The 18,508-nt window shown below is 71.9% G+C and carries 24 protein-coding genes and 1 riboswitch; of the genes, 12 read left to right on the top strand and 12 right to left on the bottom strand.

All coding sequences use genetic code 11. From position 1 onward, the window contains the following. The first annotated feature begins 112 nt into the window (after positions 1-112). The 5 genes from ACWDVW_RS08390 to ACWDVW_RS08370 all read left to right on the top strand — a co-directional run bounded on the left by ACWDVW_RS08390 (position 113) and on the right by ACWDVW_RS08370 (position 4,352). Positions 113-598: a hypothetical protein gene (locus ACWDVW_RS08390; RefSeq protein ID WP_449946077.1), complete on the top strand. Its 486-nt coding sequence runs from the start codon at positions 113-115 to the stop codon at positions 596-598. A 54-nt stretch (positions 599-652) separates the two neighbouring features. Continuing rightward, a complete protein-coding gene (locus tag ACWDVW_RS08385) occupies positions 653-2,629 on the top strand; it encodes a histidine kinase (protein ID WP_449946076.1) in 1,977 nt (658 codons plus the stop codon). 51 nt (positions 2,630-2,680) lie between these two features. Continuing rightward, positions 2,681-3,322, top strand: coding sequence for a response regulator (locus ACWDVW_RS08380; RefSeq protein WP_449946074.1), 642 nt, complete (start codon positions 2,681-2,683; stop codon positions 3,320-3,322). A gap of 147 nt (positions 3,323-3,469) precedes the next feature. Continuing rightward, positions 3,470-3,955 carry an SRPBCC family protein gene (locus ACWDVW_RS08375; protein ID WP_449946072.1) on the top strand — a complete coding sequence of 162 codons (486 nt, stop codon included), beginning with the start codon at positions 3,470-3,472 and terminating at the stop codon, positions 3,953-3,955. 19 nt (positions 3,956-3,974) lie between these two features. Continuing rightward, positions 3,975-4,352 carry an ArsR/SmtB family transcription factor gene (locus ACWDVW_RS08370; RefSeq protein ID WP_449946070.1) on the top strand — a complete coding sequence of 126 codons (378 nt, stop codon included), beginning with the start codon at positions 3,975-3,977 and terminating at the stop codon, positions 4,350-4,352. Here ACWDVW_RS08370 and ACWDVW_RS08365 read toward each other — a convergent pair. Both ACWDVW_RS08365 and ACWDVW_RS08360 read right to left on the bottom strand, forming a co-directional pair. Beyond that, the gene (locus tag ACWDVW_RS08365) at positions 4,339-4,893 is read right to left on the bottom strand and encodes a hypothetical protein (RefSeq protein ID WP_449946068.1); all 555 of its coding nucleotides are present in this window, start codon (positions 4,891-4,893) and stop codon (positions 4,339-4,341) included. The two genes, ACWDVW_RS08370 and ACWDVW_RS08365, sit on opposite strands and share 14 nt — an antisense overlap. 113 nt (positions 4,894-5,006) lie before the next feature. Then, positions 5,007-5,963 carry an FAD-dependent oxidoreductase gene (locus ACWDVW_RS08360; protein WP_449946067.1) on the bottom strand — a complete coding sequence of 319 codons (957 nt, stop codon included), beginning with the start codon at positions 5,961-5,963 and terminating at the stop codon, positions 5,007-5,009. A gap of 110 nt (positions 5,964-6,073) precedes the next feature. Between ACWDVW_RS08360 and ACWDVW_RS08355 the strand changes: the two genes are divergently transcribed. Continuing rightward, the gene (locus ACWDVW_RS08355; RefSeq protein ID WP_449946065.1) at positions 6,074-6,982 is read left to right on the top strand and encodes a LysR family transcriptional regulator; all 909 of its coding nucleotides are present in this window, start codon (positions 6,074-6,076) and stop codon (positions 6,980-6,982) included. A gap of 29 nt (positions 6,983-7,011) precedes the next feature. On the opposite strand, the gene ACWDVW_RS08350 is transcribed toward ACWDVW_RS08355, so the two are convergent. The 4 genes from ACWDVW_RS08350 to ACWDVW_RS08335 form a co-directional block, all read right to left on the bottom strand. Next, a complete protein-coding gene (locus tag ACWDVW_RS08350; RefSeq protein WP_449946063.1) occupies positions 7,012-7,413 on the bottom strand; it encodes a hypothetical protein in 402 nt (133 codons plus the stop codon). A 74-nt stretch (positions 7,414-7,487) separates the two neighbouring features. Continuing rightward, positions 7,488-8,744, bottom strand: coding sequence for a signal peptidase I (locus ACWDVW_RS08345; RefSeq protein WP_449946061.1), 1,257 nt, complete (start codon positions 8,742-8,744; stop codon positions 7,488-7,490). Positions 8,745-8,755: 11 nt separating this feature from the next. Continuing rightward, positions 8,756-9,388 (bottom strand): SipW-dependent-type signal peptide-containing protein, encoded by a 633-nt coding sequence (locus ACWDVW_RS08340; RefSeq protein WP_449946059.1) that lies wholly within the window; start codon positions 9,386-9,388, stop codon positions 8,756-8,758. Between the two features lie 9 nt (positions 9,389-9,397). Beyond that, on the bottom strand, positions 9,398-10,015 hold the full coding sequence (locus ACWDVW_RS08335) for a SipW-dependent-type signal peptide-containing protein (protein ID WP_449946057.1): 618 nt from the start codon (positions 10,013-10,015) through the stop codon (positions 9,398-9,400). 178 nt (positions 10,016-10,193) lie between these two features. Here ACWDVW_RS08335 and ACWDVW_RS08330 point away from each other — a divergent pair, with 178 nt between their 5' ends. Then, on the top strand, positions 10,194-10,931 hold the full coding sequence (locus ACWDVW_RS08330) for a VOC family protein (RefSeq protein ID WP_449946055.1): 738 nt from the start codon (positions 10,194-10,196) through the stop codon (positions 10,929-10,931). 21 nt (positions 10,932-10,952) lie between these two features. Here ACWDVW_RS08330 and bluB read toward each other — a convergent pair whose 3' ends face one another. Next, positions 10,953-11,588 (bottom strand): 5,6-dimethylbenzimidazole synthase, encoded by a 636-nt coding sequence (bluB, locus tag ACWDVW_RS08325; RefSeq protein WP_449946054.1) that lies wholly within the window; start codon positions 11,586-11,588, stop codon positions 10,953-10,955. A 40-nt stretch (positions 11,589-11,628) separates the two neighbouring features. Beyond that, positions 11,629-11,830: riboswitch (cobalamin riboswitch) on the bottom strand. A gap of 68 nt (positions 11,831-11,898) precedes the next feature. Here bluB and ACWDVW_RS08320 point away from each other — a divergent pair. The 4 genes from ACWDVW_RS08320 (at position 11,899) to ACWDVW_RS08305 (ending at position 15,022) form a co-directional block, all read left to right on the top strand. Further along, positions 11,899-13,056, top strand: a complete 1,158-nt coding sequence (locus ACWDVW_RS08320) for a MalY/PatB family protein (RefSeq protein ID WP_449946053.1) — start codon at positions 11,899-11,901, stop codon at positions 13,054-13,056. A 52-nt stretch (positions 13,057-13,108) separates the two neighbouring features. Next, complete coding sequence (locus ACWDVW_RS08315; RefSeq protein ID WP_449946052.1) at positions 13,109-13,717, top strand: TetR/AcrR family transcriptional regulator; 609 nt, start codon at positions 13,109-13,111, stop codon at positions 13,715-13,717. 118 nt (positions 13,718-13,835) lie between these two features. Further along, positions 13,836-14,423, top strand: coding sequence for a hypothetical protein (locus ACWDVW_RS08310; RefSeq protein ID WP_449946050.1), 588 nt, complete (start codon positions 13,836-13,838; stop codon positions 14,421-14,423). Then, complete coding sequence (locus ACWDVW_RS08305) at positions 14,420-15,022, top strand: hypothetical protein (RefSeq protein ID WP_449946048.1); 603 nt, start codon at positions 14,420-14,422, stop codon at positions 15,020-15,022. The genes ACWDVW_RS08310 and ACWDVW_RS08305 overlap by 4 nt, the downstream gene beginning before the upstream one ends. A 7-nt stretch (positions 15,023-15,029) precedes the next feature. On the opposite strand, the gene ACWDVW_RS08300 is transcribed toward ACWDVW_RS08305, so the two are convergent. The 4 genes from ACWDVW_RS08300 to ACWDVW_RS08285 all read right to left on the bottom strand — a co-directional run bounded on the left by ACWDVW_RS08300 (position 15,030) and on the right by ACWDVW_RS08285 (position 16,955). Further along, positions 15,030-15,320 (bottom strand): DUF427 domain-containing protein, encoded by a 291-nt coding sequence (locus ACWDVW_RS08300; protein ID WP_449946046.1) that lies wholly within the window; start codon positions 15,318-15,320, stop codon positions 15,030-15,032. A 41-nt stretch (positions 15,321-15,361) separates the two neighbouring features. Beyond that, positions 15,362-15,859 carry a metallophosphoesterase family protein gene (locus tag ACWDVW_RS08295; protein ID WP_449946045.1) on the bottom strand — a complete coding sequence of 166 codons (498 nt, stop codon included), beginning with the start codon at positions 15,857-15,859 and terminating at the stop codon, positions 15,362-15,364. Between the two features lie 45 nt (positions 15,860-15,904). Continuing rightward, on the bottom strand, positions 15,905-16,495 hold the full coding sequence (locus tag ACWDVW_RS08290) for a DinB family protein (RefSeq protein ID WP_449946044.1): 591 nt from the start codon (positions 16,493-16,495) through the stop codon (positions 15,905-15,907). Between the two features lie 85 nt (positions 16,496-16,580). After that, on the bottom strand, positions 16,581-16,955 hold the full coding sequence (locus ACWDVW_RS08285) for a winged helix-turn-helix transcriptional regulator (protein WP_449946042.1): 375 nt from the start codon (positions 16,953-16,955) through the stop codon (positions 16,581-16,583). A 105-nt stretch (positions 16,956-17,060) separates the two neighbouring features. Between ACWDVW_RS08285 and ACWDVW_RS08280 the strand changes: the two genes are divergently transcribed. Continuing rightward, a complete protein-coding gene (locus tag ACWDVW_RS08280; RefSeq protein WP_449946041.1) occupies positions 17,061-17,456 on the top strand; it encodes a hypothetical protein in 396 nt (131 codons plus the stop codon). A 25-nt stretch (positions 17,457-17,481) separates the two neighbouring features. Here ACWDVW_RS08280 and ACWDVW_RS08275 read toward each other — a convergent pair whose 3' ends face one another. Next, positions 17,482-18,462 carry an AraC family transcriptional regulator gene (locus ACWDVW_RS08275; protein WP_449946040.1) on the bottom strand — a complete coding sequence of 327 codons (981 nt, stop codon included), beginning with the start codon at positions 18,460-18,462 and terminating at the stop codon, positions 17,482-17,484. Between the last annotated feature and the right edge of the window lie 46 nt (positions 18,463-18,508).

The following is an 18,508-nucleotide window of genomic DNA, read 5'->3' as shown; positions in this document are numbered from 1 at the left end:
GCCGCGCGACGATGGGCAGGTCGGACCTTGCGCCGACGAATGCGATACCCGCGACGGTGCCACTGTGGACCCCGCGCGTGTCTACGCTTCGCGTGATCCTGAGGAGACCACCATGACCCTGCCCACTCGTGAACCGGACCGCCCCTCCGCCGACACCGACCCGCGCATCGTGCTGGTCGGCGGCGACGACACCTTCTGTCACGTCTACCGCAACCTCGCCGAACTGCTCGACGAGCAGAGGCACTACGACAAGCTCGACGGCCCGGTCGAGTTCTTCGACCCCACCGGCCGGCAGTTGATCCCGGTCTTCTCGCAGGACTGGCAGTTGGTGGAACTGCACCCGTCGCCCCGTCCGGCCGCGCCGGAGGTCCTGCGCGAACGGTTCAAGGCGGTCCTGGCGCACGTCGAACGGTTCGTCCGGGAACGCCCGCAGGTGCTCGGCGACCACCGGGTCGACGTCGAGGAGGTGCTCTCCGAGCTGCCCGACTGCGACGCTCCGAACTTCATCGACGTCGTCGACGCGTTGCCCTGGCACTCGCACGGCCATCGGGGCAATCTGCTGCACAACGCCATGCACGCGGCGGGCTGGGCTCGCTGACCCGACACCTTTCCGACCCGTCCGGAGGCTCCCTTGTCGCCGACCCCGCCACCAGTGACCGTCCGCCGTCGGGCCCTGGCGGTGGCGGGGACCATCGTCGCGCTGCTCGTGGTGATCGGCCACCTGTGGAGCCGGGACGCCGCCGCCCACGGCCCGGTCGCGGTGACCGCCAGCATGGCCGCCGCGTTCACCGCGCTCGGCACGCTGGTGCTCGCCGGTGTGCCGGGCCATCCGGTCGGTCGACTGATGACCGCGGCCGGACTCACCGCCGCCGTCGCCGCCCTGTCGCTGAGCTGGTCCGGGATCACTCCGGTCGCCTGGGTGGGGCAGTGGCTCTGGTGGCCGCCGTACGGACTGGTCATCCTCGCCCTGCTGGTCTTCCCCGACGGCCGGCTGCCGGGACGGCGGTGGCGTCCGGTCGCGTACCTGATCGTCGTCACCACCGCCGTGGCCACCGTGGCGTTGGCGGTTGCCGCGCTCAGCGACCCCCGCCGGCTGCTGCTCTCGGCCGAGCCGGCCGCCACCGCCCAGGCCCGTACGCTGGTGCAGATCGCCCTGCTGGCGATCGGCGTCGAGGTGCTGGCGCTGCTGGCGGTGCTCTGCTCGCTGGCCGTGCGCTGGCGCCGCGCCACCGGTGAGACCCGCCAGCAGTTGGCCTGCCTGCTCGCCGCAGCGGCGTTGTTCCTGCTCGGACTCGTGCTCGACGCGCTCAACCTCTCCGGGGCCTGGGTGCTCATGGTGATCGCCATTCCCGGGGCGATGACACTCGCCGTGCTGCGCTACCGGCTCTACGGCCTGGAACAGGTGATCAACCGCACGCTGGTGTGGCTGGTGATGAGCCTGCTGCTGATCGTGGCCTTCGTCTCCACCGTGAGCCTGCTGCGTGACCTGGTGCTACGCGGCGACACCTCCAACGCCTCGCTGGTGACCACCGGGCTGATCGCGGTGACCTTCGAGCCGTTGCGGCACCGGGTGCAGCGCGGCGTCAACCGGCTGCTCTACGGCGAGCGCGACGAACCGTACGCGGTCCTGGCCCGCCTCGGGGACCTGCTGGAACGCACCGTCGAGCCGCAGGCCGTGCTGCCACTGCTCACCCGTACCGTCGCCGGCTCCCTTCAGGTGCCCTACGTCGCGGTCGAGCTGACCGCCGACCACGACCCGGACCGGCCCCCGAGGGTGCACGCCGAACACGGCCGGGCGACCGGTTCGGTCGAACGGTTCGACATGGTCACCCACGGCGAGCGCGTCGGCTCGCTGGTGGTGGCACACCGTACCCCCGGGACCCGCTTCACCTCCGTCGAGCGACGCCTGCTCAGCGACGTCGCCCTGCACGCCTCGGTGGCGGCGGCGACCGCGCGCCTGATCCGTGACCTGCGGGCCTCCCGCGAGCGACTGGTCACCGCGCGGGAGGAGGAGCGGCGCCGGCTGCGTCGCGACCTGCACGACGGGCTCGGTCCCACCTTCGCCGGCATGTCCATGCAGGTACGGGCCGCCCGCAAACTCGCCACCGACCGGCAGCGACTGGTCGGCATCCTCGACGGGCTCGCCGAGGACCTTCGGACCTGCACCACCGAGGTACGCCAACTGGTCGACCAGTTACGTCCACCCGCCCTGGACCGTGGGCTGGAATCGGCCCTGCGGGCGGAGTGCCAGCGCTTCGACGGCCCCGGCCTGTCCGTGCGACTGCGGGTGGAGGACGAACTGGACCGGTTGCCCGCCGCCGTGGAGGTGGCGGCGTACCGGATCGTCGGCGAGGCACTGGCCAACGTGGCCCGGCACGCCCAGGCCACCACCTGCGACGTGGTGGTACGCCGGGGCCGCGCCCTGGTCGTCGAGGTGGCCGACGACGGCGTCGGTGTCCGCGCCCGACGTCCGGGCGGTGTCGGCCTGGACTCCATGCGCGAACGCGCCGCCGAACTGGGCGGCGAGTGCGACCTGGTCGACCGCACGCCGCAGGGCACCCTGGTACGGGTACGACTGCCGTTCCAGCCGATCGCGTCGGCCCCCGTTCCGGTGGACGAACCCGGCTGACAGCATGAGGCGGGCCGGTCGAGGCGGTCGGGCCGGAAGTGGGGCGAGGAGATGTCCGGACAGGGCCGGGTGCTGATCGTGGACGACCATCCGGTGGTCCGTCGTGGACTACGGATCATGTTGGAGGGGGAGAACTGGGTCAGCGCCGTGCTGGAGGCCGCCACCTGCGCGGAGGCGATCCGTCTGGTGATGACCGAGCCGGTCGACGTGGTCGCCATGGACGTCGGTCTGCCCGACGGCGACGGTGTCGAGGCCACCCGCCGGATCGTGCGGGACCGTCCGGCGACGGCCGTGCTCATGCTCACCATGGCCGACGACGACGAGGTGGTGAGCCGGTCGCTGCACGCGGGCGCCCGGGGATACCTGCTCAAGGACACCGACCCGGACGTGATCGTGGACGCGTTGCGCACCGTGGCCGGCGGTGGACTCGTGCTCGGCCCCCGGGTCGGCCCTCGGGTGCTGGCCGGCCTGCAACGCCAACCGGTGGAGCTGCCCGCACCGTTCGACCAGCTCACCCCACGCGAACGGGACATCCTGCGCTACCTGGCGGCCGGCGAGACCAATGCCCGCATCGCCCGCCGGGTCGGGTTGAGTGAGAAGACGGTCCGCAACCAGCTCTCTGCGGTCTTCGCCAAGCTCGGGGTCTCCGATCGGGTCCAGGCGGCCCTGCTCGCCCGCGACGTCGGTCTCTGAGAGCCGTCTGCGGCGGCGGACGAGACCCGACCGACGTTACTCAACCAATGGGTTGACAATCATCGAGGCGCCCTGCGATGCTCAACCGCGTGGTTGAAATAGCATTTCAGGGCGCTTGTCGACGTTGCCGCGAAGGAGGGCACCACCATGACCGCCAACACCCGTGAGACCCGGATCGTGGCCGACCCCACGGTCCCTCAGGTGATCATCACCCGTGAGTTCGACGCCCCGCCGGACGCGGTGTTCCGGGCGCACACCGATCCGGAGCTGTTCGCCCGCTGGATCGGTCCGCGAGACATCACGACCGTGATCGACACGTGGGACTGTCGGAGCGGCGGGTCGTACCGCTACGTCCAGCAGGCCGAGGGGTTCGAGGGCGGGTTCCGGGGCTGCTTCCACGACGTACGGCCGGGTGAGCTGATCGTCCAGACCTTCACCTTCGAGGGGATGCCCGACGGCGTCGCGCTGGAACGACTCTCCTTCGAGGACCTGGGCGGGCGTACCCGGCTGACCGCCACCGCTCTCGTCGACTCGTTCGAGGACCGTGACGCGTTCCTTGCCTCGGGCATGGAGGCCGGGGTCCGTGCGGGCTACGAGCAGCTCGATGAGCTGCTCGCCGAGCAGGGCGCATGACCACTCGACGGCGGCGGGCATGAGCACGGACACGCTGTCGCCCGTCTTCTCGGCACTGGCCGACCCGACCCGCAGGCAGATCGTGGCCCGGCTCGCCGCCGGGGACGCCACGCTGACCGAGCTGGCCGAGCCGTTCGACATGAGCCTCCAGGCCGTGGCCAAGCACCTCGCGGTCTTGGAGGACGCCGGCGTGGTGACCCGTGGCCAGGACGGGCGTCGCCGGCCCGCCCACCTCGAAGTGGAGGTCCTGGACCTGATGGCCGGGTGGATCGAGCGGTACCGCCAGCGGGCCGAGGAGCGCTACCGGCGGCTCGACGAGGTCCTCGCCGCGATGCCGGACGCCGAGAAGACGTCCGGGCCCGGCGGCGACGGCCAGTCCGGCGTCAGCTCAACGTGAAGGTCACGTCGTCGACGTCGAAGGTCGTGACGCCGTTGCCGGCCGTCTCGCTGGCGAGGAAGCTGACCGTCGCGGTGCGGTCGGTCGTCGCCGTCCCGGTCGACATGGCGTACTCGCGCCACTGCGCCCCACCGTCGAAGGCCAGCGAGAATCTCGTCTTCGGCGGTATCCCGGTGACCGCCAGTCCGACGTTCAGGTAGTCGCTCCGGCTGGTCTCCGTGGTCGTGGTGCGGACCCAGAAGCGGACCGTCAGGTCACAGTCGGCCGGCACGGTCACGGTGGTACGCAGCAGGTCCGACCGCGTGACGTCCAACCCGGCGAAGGTGGCGTAGGCGCGGCCGGCGTGTGCGGGCCGCGCCGCGTCGCCGAGCACGACGATGCGGGGTCCGGCCGTCCAGCCGGTGGTGCCGCGTTCGAACCCCGGGTTGGCGTGGATCTGTCCGGCGCAGGGCGCGTCGGTCGGCGGCGGACCGCCGGGCGCGCTGCCCGTGGCCAGGAACAGCAGGGCCGCAGCCGAGACGGTGGTGACGAAACCCCTCATCAGTTCTCCCCGTGTCATAGCATCGATGAAATCGACCCTGCTCGATGGTTGACGGTGCGTCAAGTCCTTCCCGCATCGGCTCCGGGTGGTGGCCGCACAGTTCCCGTCCCCGCTCAGGTGCCCATGGCGAGATCGGCCACCTCGTCGGCGCATCCCCAGGACAGGGTGACCCCGGCCCCGCCGTGGCCGTAGGCGTGCACGAGCCGGCGCCCGGGGCCGGGCGACGGGTCCAGCTCGACCCGGGGGCCGCCGTGGCGGGCCGGACGCAGCCCGATCCGTTCGCCGAGCACCGGGGCGTCGGCGAGTTCCGGCACGAGGGCGACGCAGCGCCGTCGGATCGCCACTGCGGTGTCCGGGTCGGGCGCGGTGTGCCCCACGCCCGGCTGGTACGTGCCGCCGAGGACCACGTCGTGTCGGCGCGGGTGCACGTAGGTGATGCCGGCCGGGTCGTCCTCGTCGCGTACCGAGACGGTCAGGCCCGGGTTCGCCACCAGCACCAGGTGCCCGCGCACCGGATGGACGGCCGGGTCGGCGGCGAGTCGACCGGCGGCCAGTCCGGTCGCGTTGACGACCGTCGGCGCGAGGTCGAACGCGTCGGTGAGCCGGTCCACCCGGTGGCGTACCAGCCGCCCACCGTCGGCCTCCAACCGCTGCCGGAGCCAGTCCAGGTACGGCGTCATCTCCACCGTCGGCGCGGTGAACCGCAGCACTGCCGTGTACGGCGGCGTCGCCCGCTCCGCCACCAGGTCCGCGCACGCCGCCGACCACCACGGCGGCCGGGTGTACGGACCGCGCAGCAGCATCCGGGTCGGCCGGTCGACCACCCCCGGCACGCCGTCGGCCGCCTGGCGGCTCAACTCGATCCGGGTCCGGCGTGCCCAGTCCGACACCCGGGGATCCTCGTCCGTGTGGCTGGGATACCAGACCGCGGCCGCCACCGTCGACACCGAGTCCGCCGGATCGTCGGCCGACAGCACGGTCACCCGTGCCCCGCGTCGCGCGAGGGTGACGGCTGCCGTCATCCCGACGATCCCACCGCCGACCACCACCACGTCCGTCGCTGCCGTCATCGCTGGCTCCCGTCTGTCGCACCGCCTGTCTCGAATCGTGGCGGCGACGCTGCGGCGACGTCCAAGACGAAGTGGGACGGTCGGCGATAAGCGGCGCTTATGGTGGCTCCATGTCCGACGCGCCGGCCCTGGAAGCCTGGTCCGACCTGCGCCGACTGCGGTACTTCGCGGTGCTCGCCGAGGAACTGCACTTCACCCGGGCCGCCGCGCGGCTACGCGTCGCCCAACCCGCGCTCAGCCAGCAGATCCGTGCGCTGGAACGTCAGCTCGGCGTGCCGCTCCTGCACCGCACCAGCCGGGGCTGCACGCTGACCGAGGTGGGCGCGCGGGTCGCCGACGAAGCCGCGCGGCTGCTCGCCGAGGTGGACGCGGCGACCGCCCGCATCCGTGGTCTGGTGCGCGGGCGGGGTGGTCGGCTGCGGCTGGCGTACACCCGGTCGGCGCGCGGCGGTCGGGTCGACGACCTGGTGACCCGGTTCCGGGCCGCCCACCCGGAGGTCGAGGTGGTCCCGGAGACGGCCTGGACGGCACCGAACGTGGCCGGACTGCTGGCCGGCCGGCTCGACGCGGCGTTCGTCCGCCCACCGCTCGACGAGCCGGCGCTGGCCTGCCGGACGGTCGACACCGAGGAACTGCTGCTGGCCCTGCCCGCAGGTCACCCACTGGCCGCCGGTCGACGCCGGATCAGCCGGGCGGAGGTGGTCGACCTGCCGGCCGTGATGTGGCCCCGGGAGAACGGCCCCGGCATGTTCGACCGGACGATCGCGCAGGTCTGGCCGCGCGGCGGCTTCCGGCTCGTCCGGCAGGAGCCGGACGACGAGCAGTTGCTGCGGGCGGTGGCGCAGGGCGACGTGGTCGCGGCCGTCCCGGCCGGTCGGGCGCGCGCGCTGCGGATGCGCGGGGTACGCCTGCGCCGCTTCACCGCCCCGACACCCACCGTGGACGTCGCCCTGGCCTGGCCCCGGGACAGCACGAACCCGGCCCTGCGCAGGTTCCTCGCGCTGCTGGCCCAGCCCTGAGCCGTGCGAGGAGCACGGCTGTCGGGGTACTACGGCACGCTGCAGGTGTAGAGCACCGCGGTCAGCATGCCGAGCGAGCCGGTGACCTGGGTCGACGTCCATCCACCGGGTCCGTTCGCGACCAGTTGGAAGGTGCCGCTGCCGATGGAGAGCAGTCCGCCGGGGACGGTGACGCTGGTGGCGGTGGGGCCGACCGTCCCGCCGCCGGTGAAGCCGCCGGACAGGGACCACGTAAACCCGCTGCGGGTCAGGCCCCCGGCGGGCAGCGTCCAGGTGAAGGTCGGCGGAGTGAGCACACCCGCGCTGCACTGCAGGTTGGTCGGTGGACTGACCGTGCCGGCCTGGAGGGATCCTCGGCCGTACTCGGTGTCGGTCCAGGCGGCCGACGTCGACCGGGGTGGTGCGAGTACCCCGACCGCGAAGGCGAGCATCAGGGCGCCCGTACCCGCGATCCACCGTCGCCCGGTCCGCGTCCCGGCCGCTCGAAGCGGGACCCACGCACGCCTCACGGCTGCCCCACCCGGAGGCGGCGTCGGCGTACGGTCAGCACGAGCAGCAGGCCGGCGAGCAGCGCACCGGCCCCGACGGCCAACGGCGTCCGCAGATCGGGCCCGGTACGCGGAAGTGGGCCGACCGTGCCGCCGGCCGAGGCCCGGTCACCGAACCCGGTCGCGGTGACGACCAGGTCCGCCGACCCGGAGGGCGTCGAACCGGCGAGCAGGCTCGCGGTGACGAGCACCCACCGTTGCTGGTCGGCGCGCATCGTGCTGATGGTGATCGGTTCCGCGACGAGTCTGGTGGCCGGACCGTCCGTCAGTACCTGCTTCTCCTGGCCGGTGGGGCAGGCGCCCCGCACCCACCGCTGCGGGCAGACGGCGGCCGTCACCTGGAGTCCGTCCGGCCTGGCGGCGAGCGGGCCGAAGGCCGACAGCGAGATGGTCACCGTGCCGGGCTGTGGCGCGTGTGCCGAGACGCCCACCTGCCAGGGCACCGGTTCGTCCGGCGCCATGTTGGTCATCCGCGCCTCGTCGCCGATCGAGACCAGGGTGAGGAACCGACTTCGGATGACGTCCTCGGCCGGTTCGGCGCGGGCCGTGCCGGGTGCCGCCAGCACCGCAGCGGTGACACCGGGCAGCACCGCCACGGCCAGCAGCAGGCATCGCAGGGTCGAACTCGGGTGCGCGCCCGTCTCCCGGTCCGGCGTCGACCCGTCCTGCCCTGCCCGGCCCGGCCGCCGATGACGCCCCGACGGCTGTGGCTCGGCGCGCGGCCAGAAGGCCCAGGTGACGATGGCGGCGGTACCGATCGTGATCACGCTCATCGCGTACACGTTCGACACGGTGCGGACCGCGTATCCGAGCCGGGGCACCGACCACTCGACCAGCCGCACGTGGGTCACCGCGTACGGCGCGGCGTCGTTGGACTCGTTCGCGTCCCCGCGCATGGTGAGCAGCCGCGTGGACCCGCCGCCGTCGGCGATCTCGACCACCCGGTGGGTGATCGGTGCCAGCGGCGTACGGTCGACGGTGACGACGTCTCCGACGGCGACCTCGGACGCGGGGATCTCCCGGACCACCGCCAGCGATCCGGCGGGAATGCTCGGGCTCATCGACCCGGTCTTGAACAGGATGAGCGAGACGTCGAAGAAGAACGCCAGCGGGACGAGGACGACGCAGACCGTCCCGCCGACGGCGAGCAGGGTCAGCACCAGGTCACCGACCCGCGCGAGGAGTCCGCGCCGCCGACGCCCTCGTCCCACCATCCGACCGGTCCTTACGTAGACGTGGCAGTGAATTCCCAGGTGACGACACCGGTGGTGCCCTGGTACGAGTTGCTGGCGCCGGACTGGACGCGTACCTCGAAGCAGAACCGCAACTGCGGCGTCGCGCCGGCCGGCGCGGTGATCGCCGACGACACCGGCGACCCGGGGACCGAGGTGACACCCAGATAGCCGGGCCCGACGATCCACGTCGGCGTACCGGTGAAGGCGGCTGCCGCACAGGTGGTGCTGGTGGTGGCGGTCCGCACCGCGCGGTACTCCAGCGCCGGCAGCAGGGCACCGGCGTTGTTGGACGAACCGGTCAGTGCGACCGTGCCGCCGACGTTCGTCGTGGCGGTGGTGCGGATGTCGAGGTAGGCGTAGAACGAGACCGAGGGGGACATCGCCGTGGCGTTGAACGCCAGCGTCGCGGCGTTCGCCGCCGGGGTGTGACTGGCCCAGCTACTGGACGCGGTCTGCGACTCGGTGCCGAAGACGCTGGCCGCGAAGGACCCGGTGCCGTACTCGCCGTCCGTCCACGCGGCGAGCGTGGAGGTCGTGCCCAGGCCGAGAACCAGGGCACCGGCGAGTACGGCACGGGTCCGGCGGAGCCGTGGTGTCCCGGCCGGCTTTCGACGGTTGACCACGGCCACCACCTATACGGATTCGGCGAGGAGCTGCCAGGTTTCCGTCACCGACGTGCCCTGCACCAGTCCGGAGCCCGCCGTGACGACGAAGCACAGGAACACCGGCGAGCCGGGTGTCGTGGGTGGAGTGCCCTGGGTCAGGTTGAACGACAGCGCGCCGGTCACCGAGTCGAGCGCGGTGCCCTGGGCCACGATCCAGGTCGGAGTCGTGGGCGTCGGGCCGCAGTCGCCGAAGGTCGGCACGGTCGCGATGCCGTAGGTGAGGCCGACGAAGGTGGGCGGCGCGGGGGTGGCCGACGCCACCGTGACGGTCGCGTCGTACGTCGTGGCCGCGGTCAGGCGAACGGCGAACGGGGCCGCGACCACGTCGTCCGGGCTCATGTTGTCGAAGCCGGTGCTGAAGGCCAACGACGCCGCCGTGCCGGCCGTCGGATGCTCGGCGTAGGTCGTGCCGTCCGTGCTGCCTTCCATGCTGAAGCTACCGGCGGTGAACGTGCCCGAGGCGTACTCGGAGTCGTTCCAGGCGGCGAGGGTGATCGTCGCGCCGAGGCCGAGTGCGATCCCTCCGGCCAGGATCGCCTTGAGCTTGCGACGGTTTCCTCGACTGCTCGACTCGCCCGTCGTCATCCCTGTCGCTCCATTCACCTTTGTCCTCCTCGTGCATCCCCGTTGGCGTGCTGTCACGCAGGGACACGATAGAACTCCAATGCGGACAAGTCGGTCATAAAGCCTAAAACTTCACGGAGGTGTATCGACCAGTATCAAGTGAATCGAATTCGAGTCGCGTTGCCGCTAGCATCGCCGGATGGCAACACGGCTCGTACAGATCAACATGAAGGCCCGGGACGACTCCGCGCTGGGCGGTTTCTGGGCGGAGGCCCTCGGCTGGGGGATTTCCAGCGAGGAGCCCGGCGTCACCAACCTCGAACCCGAGGGCGTCGCCTATCCCGACCCGATCGCCGTCTTCGTCGACCTCGTCGTCTCCCCGGAACCCAAGACGGTGAAGAACCGCGTGCACCTCGACCTCGCCACCACCTCGGCGGACCACCACGCCGCGACGGTCGCGCGCCTGAAGGATCTCGGCGCCACCCTCGCCGACGTGGGCCAGGGCGACGTCCCGTGGACGGTCATGGCCGACCCGGAGGGCAACGAGTTCTGCGTCCTGGACCCCCGACCGGCCCACCGGGACGTCGGACCGGTCGCCGCCGTCGTGGTCGACTGTGCGGACCCGCGCGCCATGGCCGACTTCTGGAGCACCGCCATGGACTGGCGTCCGCACGAGGTGACCGACCGCCGAGCGGTCCTGCGCTCCGCTGCGGACGTGGGTCCGTACCTGCAGTTCCTGCGCACCCCCGACGTGAAGACCGGCTGGAACCGGGTCCACCTCGACGTCCGCCCGTACCCCGGTGACGACCCGCAGCGCGAGGCGGCCAGGCTGCGGGCTCTCGGCGCCACCACCGTGGACGTGGGCCGCGACGATCTGCCGTGGACGGTCATGGCCGACCCGGAGGGCAACGAGTTCTGCCTCCTCGCCCCCGGCTGACGCACCCTCGCGCCGTCGGGGTCAGTGGCCCGCCGGCTCCCAGCGGTCCCGGTGCACCGCTGCCCGCCAGGGACGGCGCTGCCGCCAGCCGTGTCGTTCCAGGTCCGGCACCTGCTCCAGGTGGGTGACCGGACCCAGGCACAGCCAGGCCACCGGGCGGACACCCGCCGGGATCCGCAGCAGGTCCCGCACGAACGGTTCCCGGTAGAACGACACCCAGCCCACGCCGAGCCCCTCGGCGGTGGCCGCCAGCCACAGGTTCTGGATGGCCAGGCACACCGAGTACAGGCCGGCGTCGGCGATGGCGTGCCGACCCAGCACCGCCGGCGACCCCCGGTCCGGGTCGTACGTCACCACGACCGACAGGGTCGACTCCCGCACTCCGTCGATCTTGATCCGGCCGAACCGGCGCGCCTCCTCCCCGTCGAGGGTCGCGGCGAAGACGTCCCGCTCCTGCTGCACGTGGCGGTGGAACTCCGCCCGTAGTGCGGGGTCGCTGACCAGGATGAAGTCCCACGGCTGCGACAGGCCGACGCTGGGCGCGGCGTGCGCGGCGGCCAGTACCCGATCGAGGGCCTCGGCCGGAATCGGCGCGCCGGTGAACTGACCGCGGACGTCCCGACGGGCGTGGATGACCTCGTACACTTCGCTGATCATGGGCAGGCTCCCGCTGCGCTCCAGGCCCTGGCCACGGCGCAGGGCAACCAGGCGCGAGGCCGGTCTTCGGACTTCCGGATCGTCACCTCACCGCCCGCCTTCCCAGCCCGGCAGGGCCAGTGGCTGCGCGTGACGCGCGTGGGCGGCAGCTCCCCGGTCACCGCGGCGGGCCCGTGCCGGACTCTCACCGGCTTCCCGATTCTCCCCACCACGGGTGGGGCACCTCGCAACAGTTCGTGCCGCCGAGCACCCTACCGGACACCGTCGTCCGTCGGCGCTGCCGGAAGATCGAGTCACTAGTCTCGCTGTCGTGACCTCCGAGACCACACCCCTGCGGCAGCTCGCCCTGGACCAGCTCCGAAAGCGGACGAGCGAGAAGTGGCGTGCCTACCCGAGCGACGTGCTGCCGATGTTCGTGGCGGAGCTGGACGCGCCGCTGGCCGGGCCGGTCGTCGACGCGATCACCGAGGCCGTCCGGCGCGGTGACACCGGCTACCCCGCCGGCACCGACTACGCCGAGGCGCTCGCCGACTTCGCCCGCGACCGGTGGGACTTCGACGGCATCGCGGTGCAACGCACCACGATGGTCCCGGACGTGATGAGCGGCATCGTCGAGGTCCTCGACGTGATCTGTGGCCCGACCGACGCCGTCGTGGTCAACTGCCCGGTCTACGCGCCGTTCTACCAGGTCGTGGGGCGTACCGGTCGACCCATCGAGGAGGCTCCGCTCGGCGAGGACGGCCGGATCGAGATGGCGGTCCTGGCCGAGGCGTTCCGACGCGCGGCGGAACGTGGCTCCCGGCCCGCGTACCTGCTGTGCAGCCCGCACAACCCGACCGGCACGGTGCACACCGCCGACGAACTCGCCGAGGTCGCCGCGCTGGCGGGCCGCCGTGGTGTCCGTGTGGTGGTCGACGAGATCCATGCGCCGCTGGTGCTGTCCGGGGCCAGGTTCACGCCGTACCTGAGCGTGCCCGGCGCCGAGAACGCCTTCTCGGTCATCTCCGCGTCCAAGGCCTGGAACCTGGCCGGTCTCAAGGCCGCCGTCGCCATCGCCGGACCCGCCGCGGTCGACGATCTCGCCCGCATCCCCGCCTGGGTCAACGAGGGGCCCAGCCACGTCGGTGTGCTGGCCCACGTCGCCGCCCTGCGAGACGGTGTCGGATGGCTCGACGCCCTCCTGGACGACCTCGACGAGAACCGTTGCCTCCTCACCCGGCTGCTGGCCGACCACCTTCCGGCGGTGCGGTACCGGCCCGGAGAGGGCACCTATCTCGCCTGGCTCGACTGCCGCGCCCTCGGCCTCGGCGACGACCCCGCCGCGACCTTCCTCGACCGCGGACGGGTGGCGCTCAGCCCCGGCCCGGTCTTCGGCACCGGCGGCGCGGGACACGCGCGGTTCAACCTCGGCACCACCCCGGAGTTGGTCACCGAAGGAGTACGACGAATGGCCGAGGCGCTGACCTGACGCCGGTGGCACGGCCGGCCCGACGACGCGACGGGTTGCTACCGTGGTGAACATGTATGCACCCGAGGATCGCACTGCGAAGGCGATCATTCGGGACACCGCTCTGGAACTCTTCGGCGAGCAGTGGCCGGCGGCGGCGTCGCTCAAGCAGGTGGCGGAGCGCGCGGGAGTCTCGCAGTCGCTCATCATCAAGCACTACGGGTCACGGGAGGGCCTGGTCGCCGCCGTGGACGCGCACGTGCTGGGCGTGCTGGGTAACGCGCTGGAGGCGCTCGCCGAGACGGCCGGTTCCGGTCCGCCCGACGGTTTCCTCGCGTCGGCCGACGCGCTGTCCTCTCCGGCGGCCACCCGGTATCTCGCGCACCTGCTCGTCGGCACCACGTCGCGCTCGGTCGAGGCGTACCGGATGGTGCAGGGGTTCGCCGACTCGCTGATGAACCGGATGGCCGACGCGGGCGCGGTCGCCCCGGACGTGGACCGGGCACAACTCGCGGTCGTGCTGCTGGCCCACGAGCTGTCCATCATTCTGCTGCGCGACCGCATCACCGACGTGCTCGGCACCGATCCGATGGGTCGCGACGGCCTCCGGCGCTGGTGGGACACCATCGATCGGCTGTACTCCGGCACCGCGATCCAGGACCCGGTTCCGGTCGACGGCTGAATATCGCCTGCGGGTCGGGCTGCTTCGTGGGGCCCTGGACGACCCTGGCTCGACGGGTGCACAAACGTTCACTATGCTGAGTGATAGTTCACCAACCGTCCCCGAGCGAACGGCGGCTATGCCCACGACCACGACGACGTCCAGCCCGCCGCGCGGCCCGGTCTCGCGGCTCAACGACCTGCTCGTCGCGCCCGGGGCCACGCGGGCGGAGAGTCGGCTCAGCTACCTCACCGCAGGTGTCGGCGCGACCGTCGCCGGGGCCGTGGGCGCCGCTGCCGGCTACCCGGTGCCGATCGTCCTCCTGCTGACAGTGCTCGGGTTCGACCTGTTCGGTGGTGCCGTCGTGAACGCCACCGTGTCGGCATCGAGGAGGTTCCACACCGGCGCCGACGTTGTCCGGCGACAACTGGTCTTCGTGGCGGCCCACGTCCACCTGCCCGTCGTCGCGTTCGTCCTGCCCGCGTACCCGTGGTCGACCGCGATCGTGCTCTACGCCGGCACCCTCGCCGCCGCCGTGCTGATCGCCACCGCCGCACCGGCGCTGAAACGCCCACTCGCGTTCGCGGCCGCGACCGTGCTGCTCGTCGCGGCGGTCACGCTGTCACCGGTCCCGACGGCACTCGCCTGGCTGGCACCGATGCTCATCCTCAAACTCCTGCTCGGACACCTGCTGCCCGGCTCCGCGACCACGGAAGGGACGTCATGACCGAGACCGGAGAGACCCGCACGCGCACCGACGACGTCGCCGTGTCCGAGCGCGCCCTGGCCCGCACCGGGACCCTCGTCCTCGCCGGCTTCGCGCTGCTCTGGGCGGTCTCCGGCCTGCACGTCGCGCCCGCCGCCGCGCGCATCCCGCTGCTCGTCGCCGCGACCGTGCTCACCGCCATCGTCCTCGCCGTCGGGTTGGTCCGACCCCGACCACAGGTCACCCGCCGCCTGGCGGCGTCCTGGATGCGCCGGTTCCACCAGGTCGGCGCCGTGCAGGGACTGCTGATCGGCGGCGTCTGCCTGGTCGCCGTGCCGACCGGACACCCGAGGCTCATCCCCACCCTCGTCCTGGTCGTCGTCGCGGCGCACTTCGTGCCGCTCGTCGCGATCCTCCGGCAACGCGAGTACGCGGCCACCGCGCTCGCGCTCGGCCTGGTGGCCGTCGTTTCCCTCGTCGCGTACGTCAGGGGAGCGCCGGAACTCGCGGCGGCCGTCGCCTCGCTCGGCGCGGCCGTGGTGCTCTGGGCGACCGCGGTGGTGGTCACCCGGCCGGTGGTGGCGGTGAGCACTCTGCCGGAAACGGTGAGTCGGGCGTGACGGGGAGTCAGTCCTCCCCGACGACCGTGACGTCCTTCCAGAACGCGACCCGGTCCCGGACCATCTCCGCCTCCGGCAGCGGCTCCGGGTAGAACCAGACCGCGTCCACGCTGCTCTTCCCGTCGTGCTCCAGCGTGTAGTACGACGCGGTGCCCTTCCACGGGCAGAACGTGTGCGTGTCGGACTCGCGCAGCAGGTCGTCGCGGAGCGCCGTACGGGGGAAGTAGTGATTCCCCTCGACCACGACGGTGTCCGTGCTCTCGGCGACGACCAGGTCGTTCCAGATCGCTCTCGGCATGTGCCCAGACTATGCCGATCCGACCGCCGGTCCACCCCTCGTCATCGTGGCACCTCGTGCAGCGTCACGGCGTCGAGCCGACCGTCACCGACCTCGGCGGTGAGGTACGTCGCGTACGGCTGACGCCGCCGGTCGGTCGGCGAACCGGGATTGAGCAGCCGCAGGCCACCGGGGGCCTCGCTGTCCCAGGGGATGTGGGAGTGCCCGAACACGAGCAGGTCGCAGTCGGGAAACCGGGCCGCGCACCGCCGCTCCCGACCACCGGCCGGACCGGTCTCGTGCACCACCGCGATCCGCAGACCGCCGACCTCCGCGCGGGCGATCTCCGGCAACCGGGTACGCAACTCGGGGCCGTCGTTGTTGCCGAAGACACCGATCAGCCGGGCGCTGCGTCGCTCCACCTCGTCGAGCAGCGACGCGTCGACCCAGTCCCCGGCGTGGATGACGAGGTCGGCCGCGTCGATGTCCGCCCACAGCCCGGCCGGCAGGTCCCGAGCACGTTTCGGCAGGTGGGTGTCCGCCATGATGACCAACCGCACGCGGCCAGCGTAACGTCGTCCGCACACGGTGACCGGCCAGAGCGGCTAGGCGAAGCGGTCGGCCAGTCGCGTCAGCTTGGCGAGGTACTCCGGCCACGGATAGTCGGTCGGGATGTTGGTGTTGTCCGGCCGGAGGCCGATCGCCGTGTCGAGCTGCTCGCGGATGATGTCGGCGTGACCGGCATGACGCGTGAGGTCCCAGGTCACGTGGATGATGACCCGCTGCAACGTCACCGCCTGCCGCTCCGGCCGCCACCACGACACCCGTCCGGGCGCGTCGAGCGGCAGCTCGGTGATGGTCTGATCCGCGAAGGCCGCGACGCGGCGATACAGGTCGATCAGGCCGTCCTTCGTCTCGTCCTCACGCGCGTACCAGTCCGCCTGCGGGTCCTCGTCGAAAGCCGACTCGGAGACCAGCTCCTCGGGGTTCGGGAACGCGCGACCGAAGGTGGGCCCGAAGTAGCCGGCTTCGGTGTTCAGGCAATGCTTGACGATGCCCAGCAGATTGTTGCCGGTCGGCGTACGGGGGAGTCGGGCATCGCGTTCGCTGAGCCCGTCGAGCTTCCAGACGAGGTCTTCGCGCGTCGTCCGCAGGTAGTGGAGCAGCGCCGCCTTCGCGTCGTCTTCGTCAGCCATACCGGTCAGTCTTCCTCGTCCGGGCCGCCACCGTACGGGCCGCCCCGGTCCGGGCCCGTCACCGCGCGGCGGGCGAGTACGGACGTCACGTCTGTTCGAACCGGCGGCGGGAGGCCAGGACCTCGTCCAGATGACGGCGGCTCCACCGGCAGAATCCGTTGATCGTCTGATGGAGCTCCAGGCCGGCGGCGGTGAGCCGGTATTCGGTGCGGGGCGGCACGGTGGGGTGGAGCGTCCGGTCGACCACTCCGTTCCGTTCCAACTGCCGCAGCGTCGCGGTGAGCAGCCGATGGCTGATGCCGGCGATGCTCCGGCGCAGTTCGCCGAAGCGACGCGTGTCGGCACCGATGGCCTCGATGACCGGCAGGGCCCATTTGGTGCCGACCACGTCGAACACCTCGCGAGCCACCAGGTGCACCTGGTTTACCTGCGCCGCCGTCGGAGTGCCGGGCTCGTTCACGTGCCGCTGCTCCTTCACCCGCACCGGTTACCGAAAGGTGCGTACTTACCCATTCCTGCTGCTGGCCCTACGGTCTTGTCGACGACCCAACGTACAGGAGTGGATATGACCATTTTGAAGACGTACGCCCGGCTGTGGGTGGACGACCTCGACGCCTCGCTGCCGTCGTTGCGGACCCTGGTCGGCGCGGAGCCGGATCTGCGATTCGCCTTCGACACGATCGAGTTGGCCGCGCTCGGCGACTTCCTGGTGATCGCCGGTCCACCGGCGGAACGCGCCCGCTACGCGCATGCCTCGGCCACCGTCGTCGTCGACGATCTGGACGCCGTCGTGGCCGCGCTGACCGCCGAGGGCGGGGTGGTCACCACCCCGGAGGCGACCAGTCCGACCGGCCGCTACCTGTACGCCCGGCATGCCGGTGGGGCCGAGGTCGAGTACGTCGAGTGGGTGCCGGAACTGGTCGACCGGATCGTCACCGCCCCACCTGCCCACGCTGGTTGAGGCCGACCGCCTGTTCGGATGGGCGTCAGCGGGGCAGGGGCTGCCGGGGGACCTGCCCCGGAGACGGTGGGTCGATCGTCGCCGTCACCTGTCCCGCGGACTGCGCGAGCCTGCGGTGCTCGCTGGGGCTCACCCCGTGGACCCGTTTGAAGGCCGTGCTGAAACCGAAGGCGTCCGAGTAGCCGAGTCGACGCGCCATGGCGGCGACCGTCGCGGTGGTGTCGGTCAGCATGTCGGCGGCGAGGGTCATCCGCCAGTCGGTCAGATAGGTCAGCGGCGGCTCGCCCATCAGCTCGGTGAATCGTTTGGCCAGCGTGGTGCGGGACACCCCGGCCCGGGCGGCCAGGGAGGCGAGCGTCCAGGGCTCACCGGGGGCGTCGTGCATGGCGCGGAGCACCGGACCCACCGTGTCGTCGCCGAGCGCCCGATACCAGCGGGGAGCCTCGGCGCCCGGCTGGTCGAACCAGTCCCGGATCGTGCAGACCAGCAGCCAGTCCAGCAGACGGTCCAGCACGACCTGCCGTCCCGGGCGGCACCCGCCGAGCTGGAAGTCCAGGTAGTCGCGCAGCGACGAACAGTCGTGCTCGTCCGGCACGACCAGCACGGGCGGGAGTACGCCGAGCAGCCGCTGCGGGGCCTGACCCCGGACGTGGTACGCCCCGGCCAGGAGCAGCATCTGCTCGGCGGTGCCCGGGACCGGTGGCCGGGAGTCCGACGACTGGCGGCAGTCGACGTCGCGCAACTCGTCGGGTCGGAAGGTCGACCGGGGCTCGGCGGAGAGGACGAAGGGGCGTGGCCCCCGCACCACGACTGCCTCGCCGACCCGCACCCGAGTCGGCTCGTCGCGTTCCGGATGGACGATCCACGCCTCGCCGCGCAGCGGCACGCAGAGTGTCAGGGGTGCGCCGTCGGTGAACCGCAGCGCCCACGACGGCGAGAGTACCGATCTGCCGAAGGCGGCGCCCTCGGCGCGTACGTCCCGCAGCAGGGTGTCGAACGGGTCCATCGCCTCACCATAGGGGTGCGGACGATCGCGTATCCCGGGCGTACGA

This window comes from Micromonospora sp. NPDC003241 (assembly GCF_053589795.1).
The sequence above is the reverse complement of the archived record's forward strand: the minus strand, read 5'-3'. Positions and strand labels throughout refer to the sequence as shown.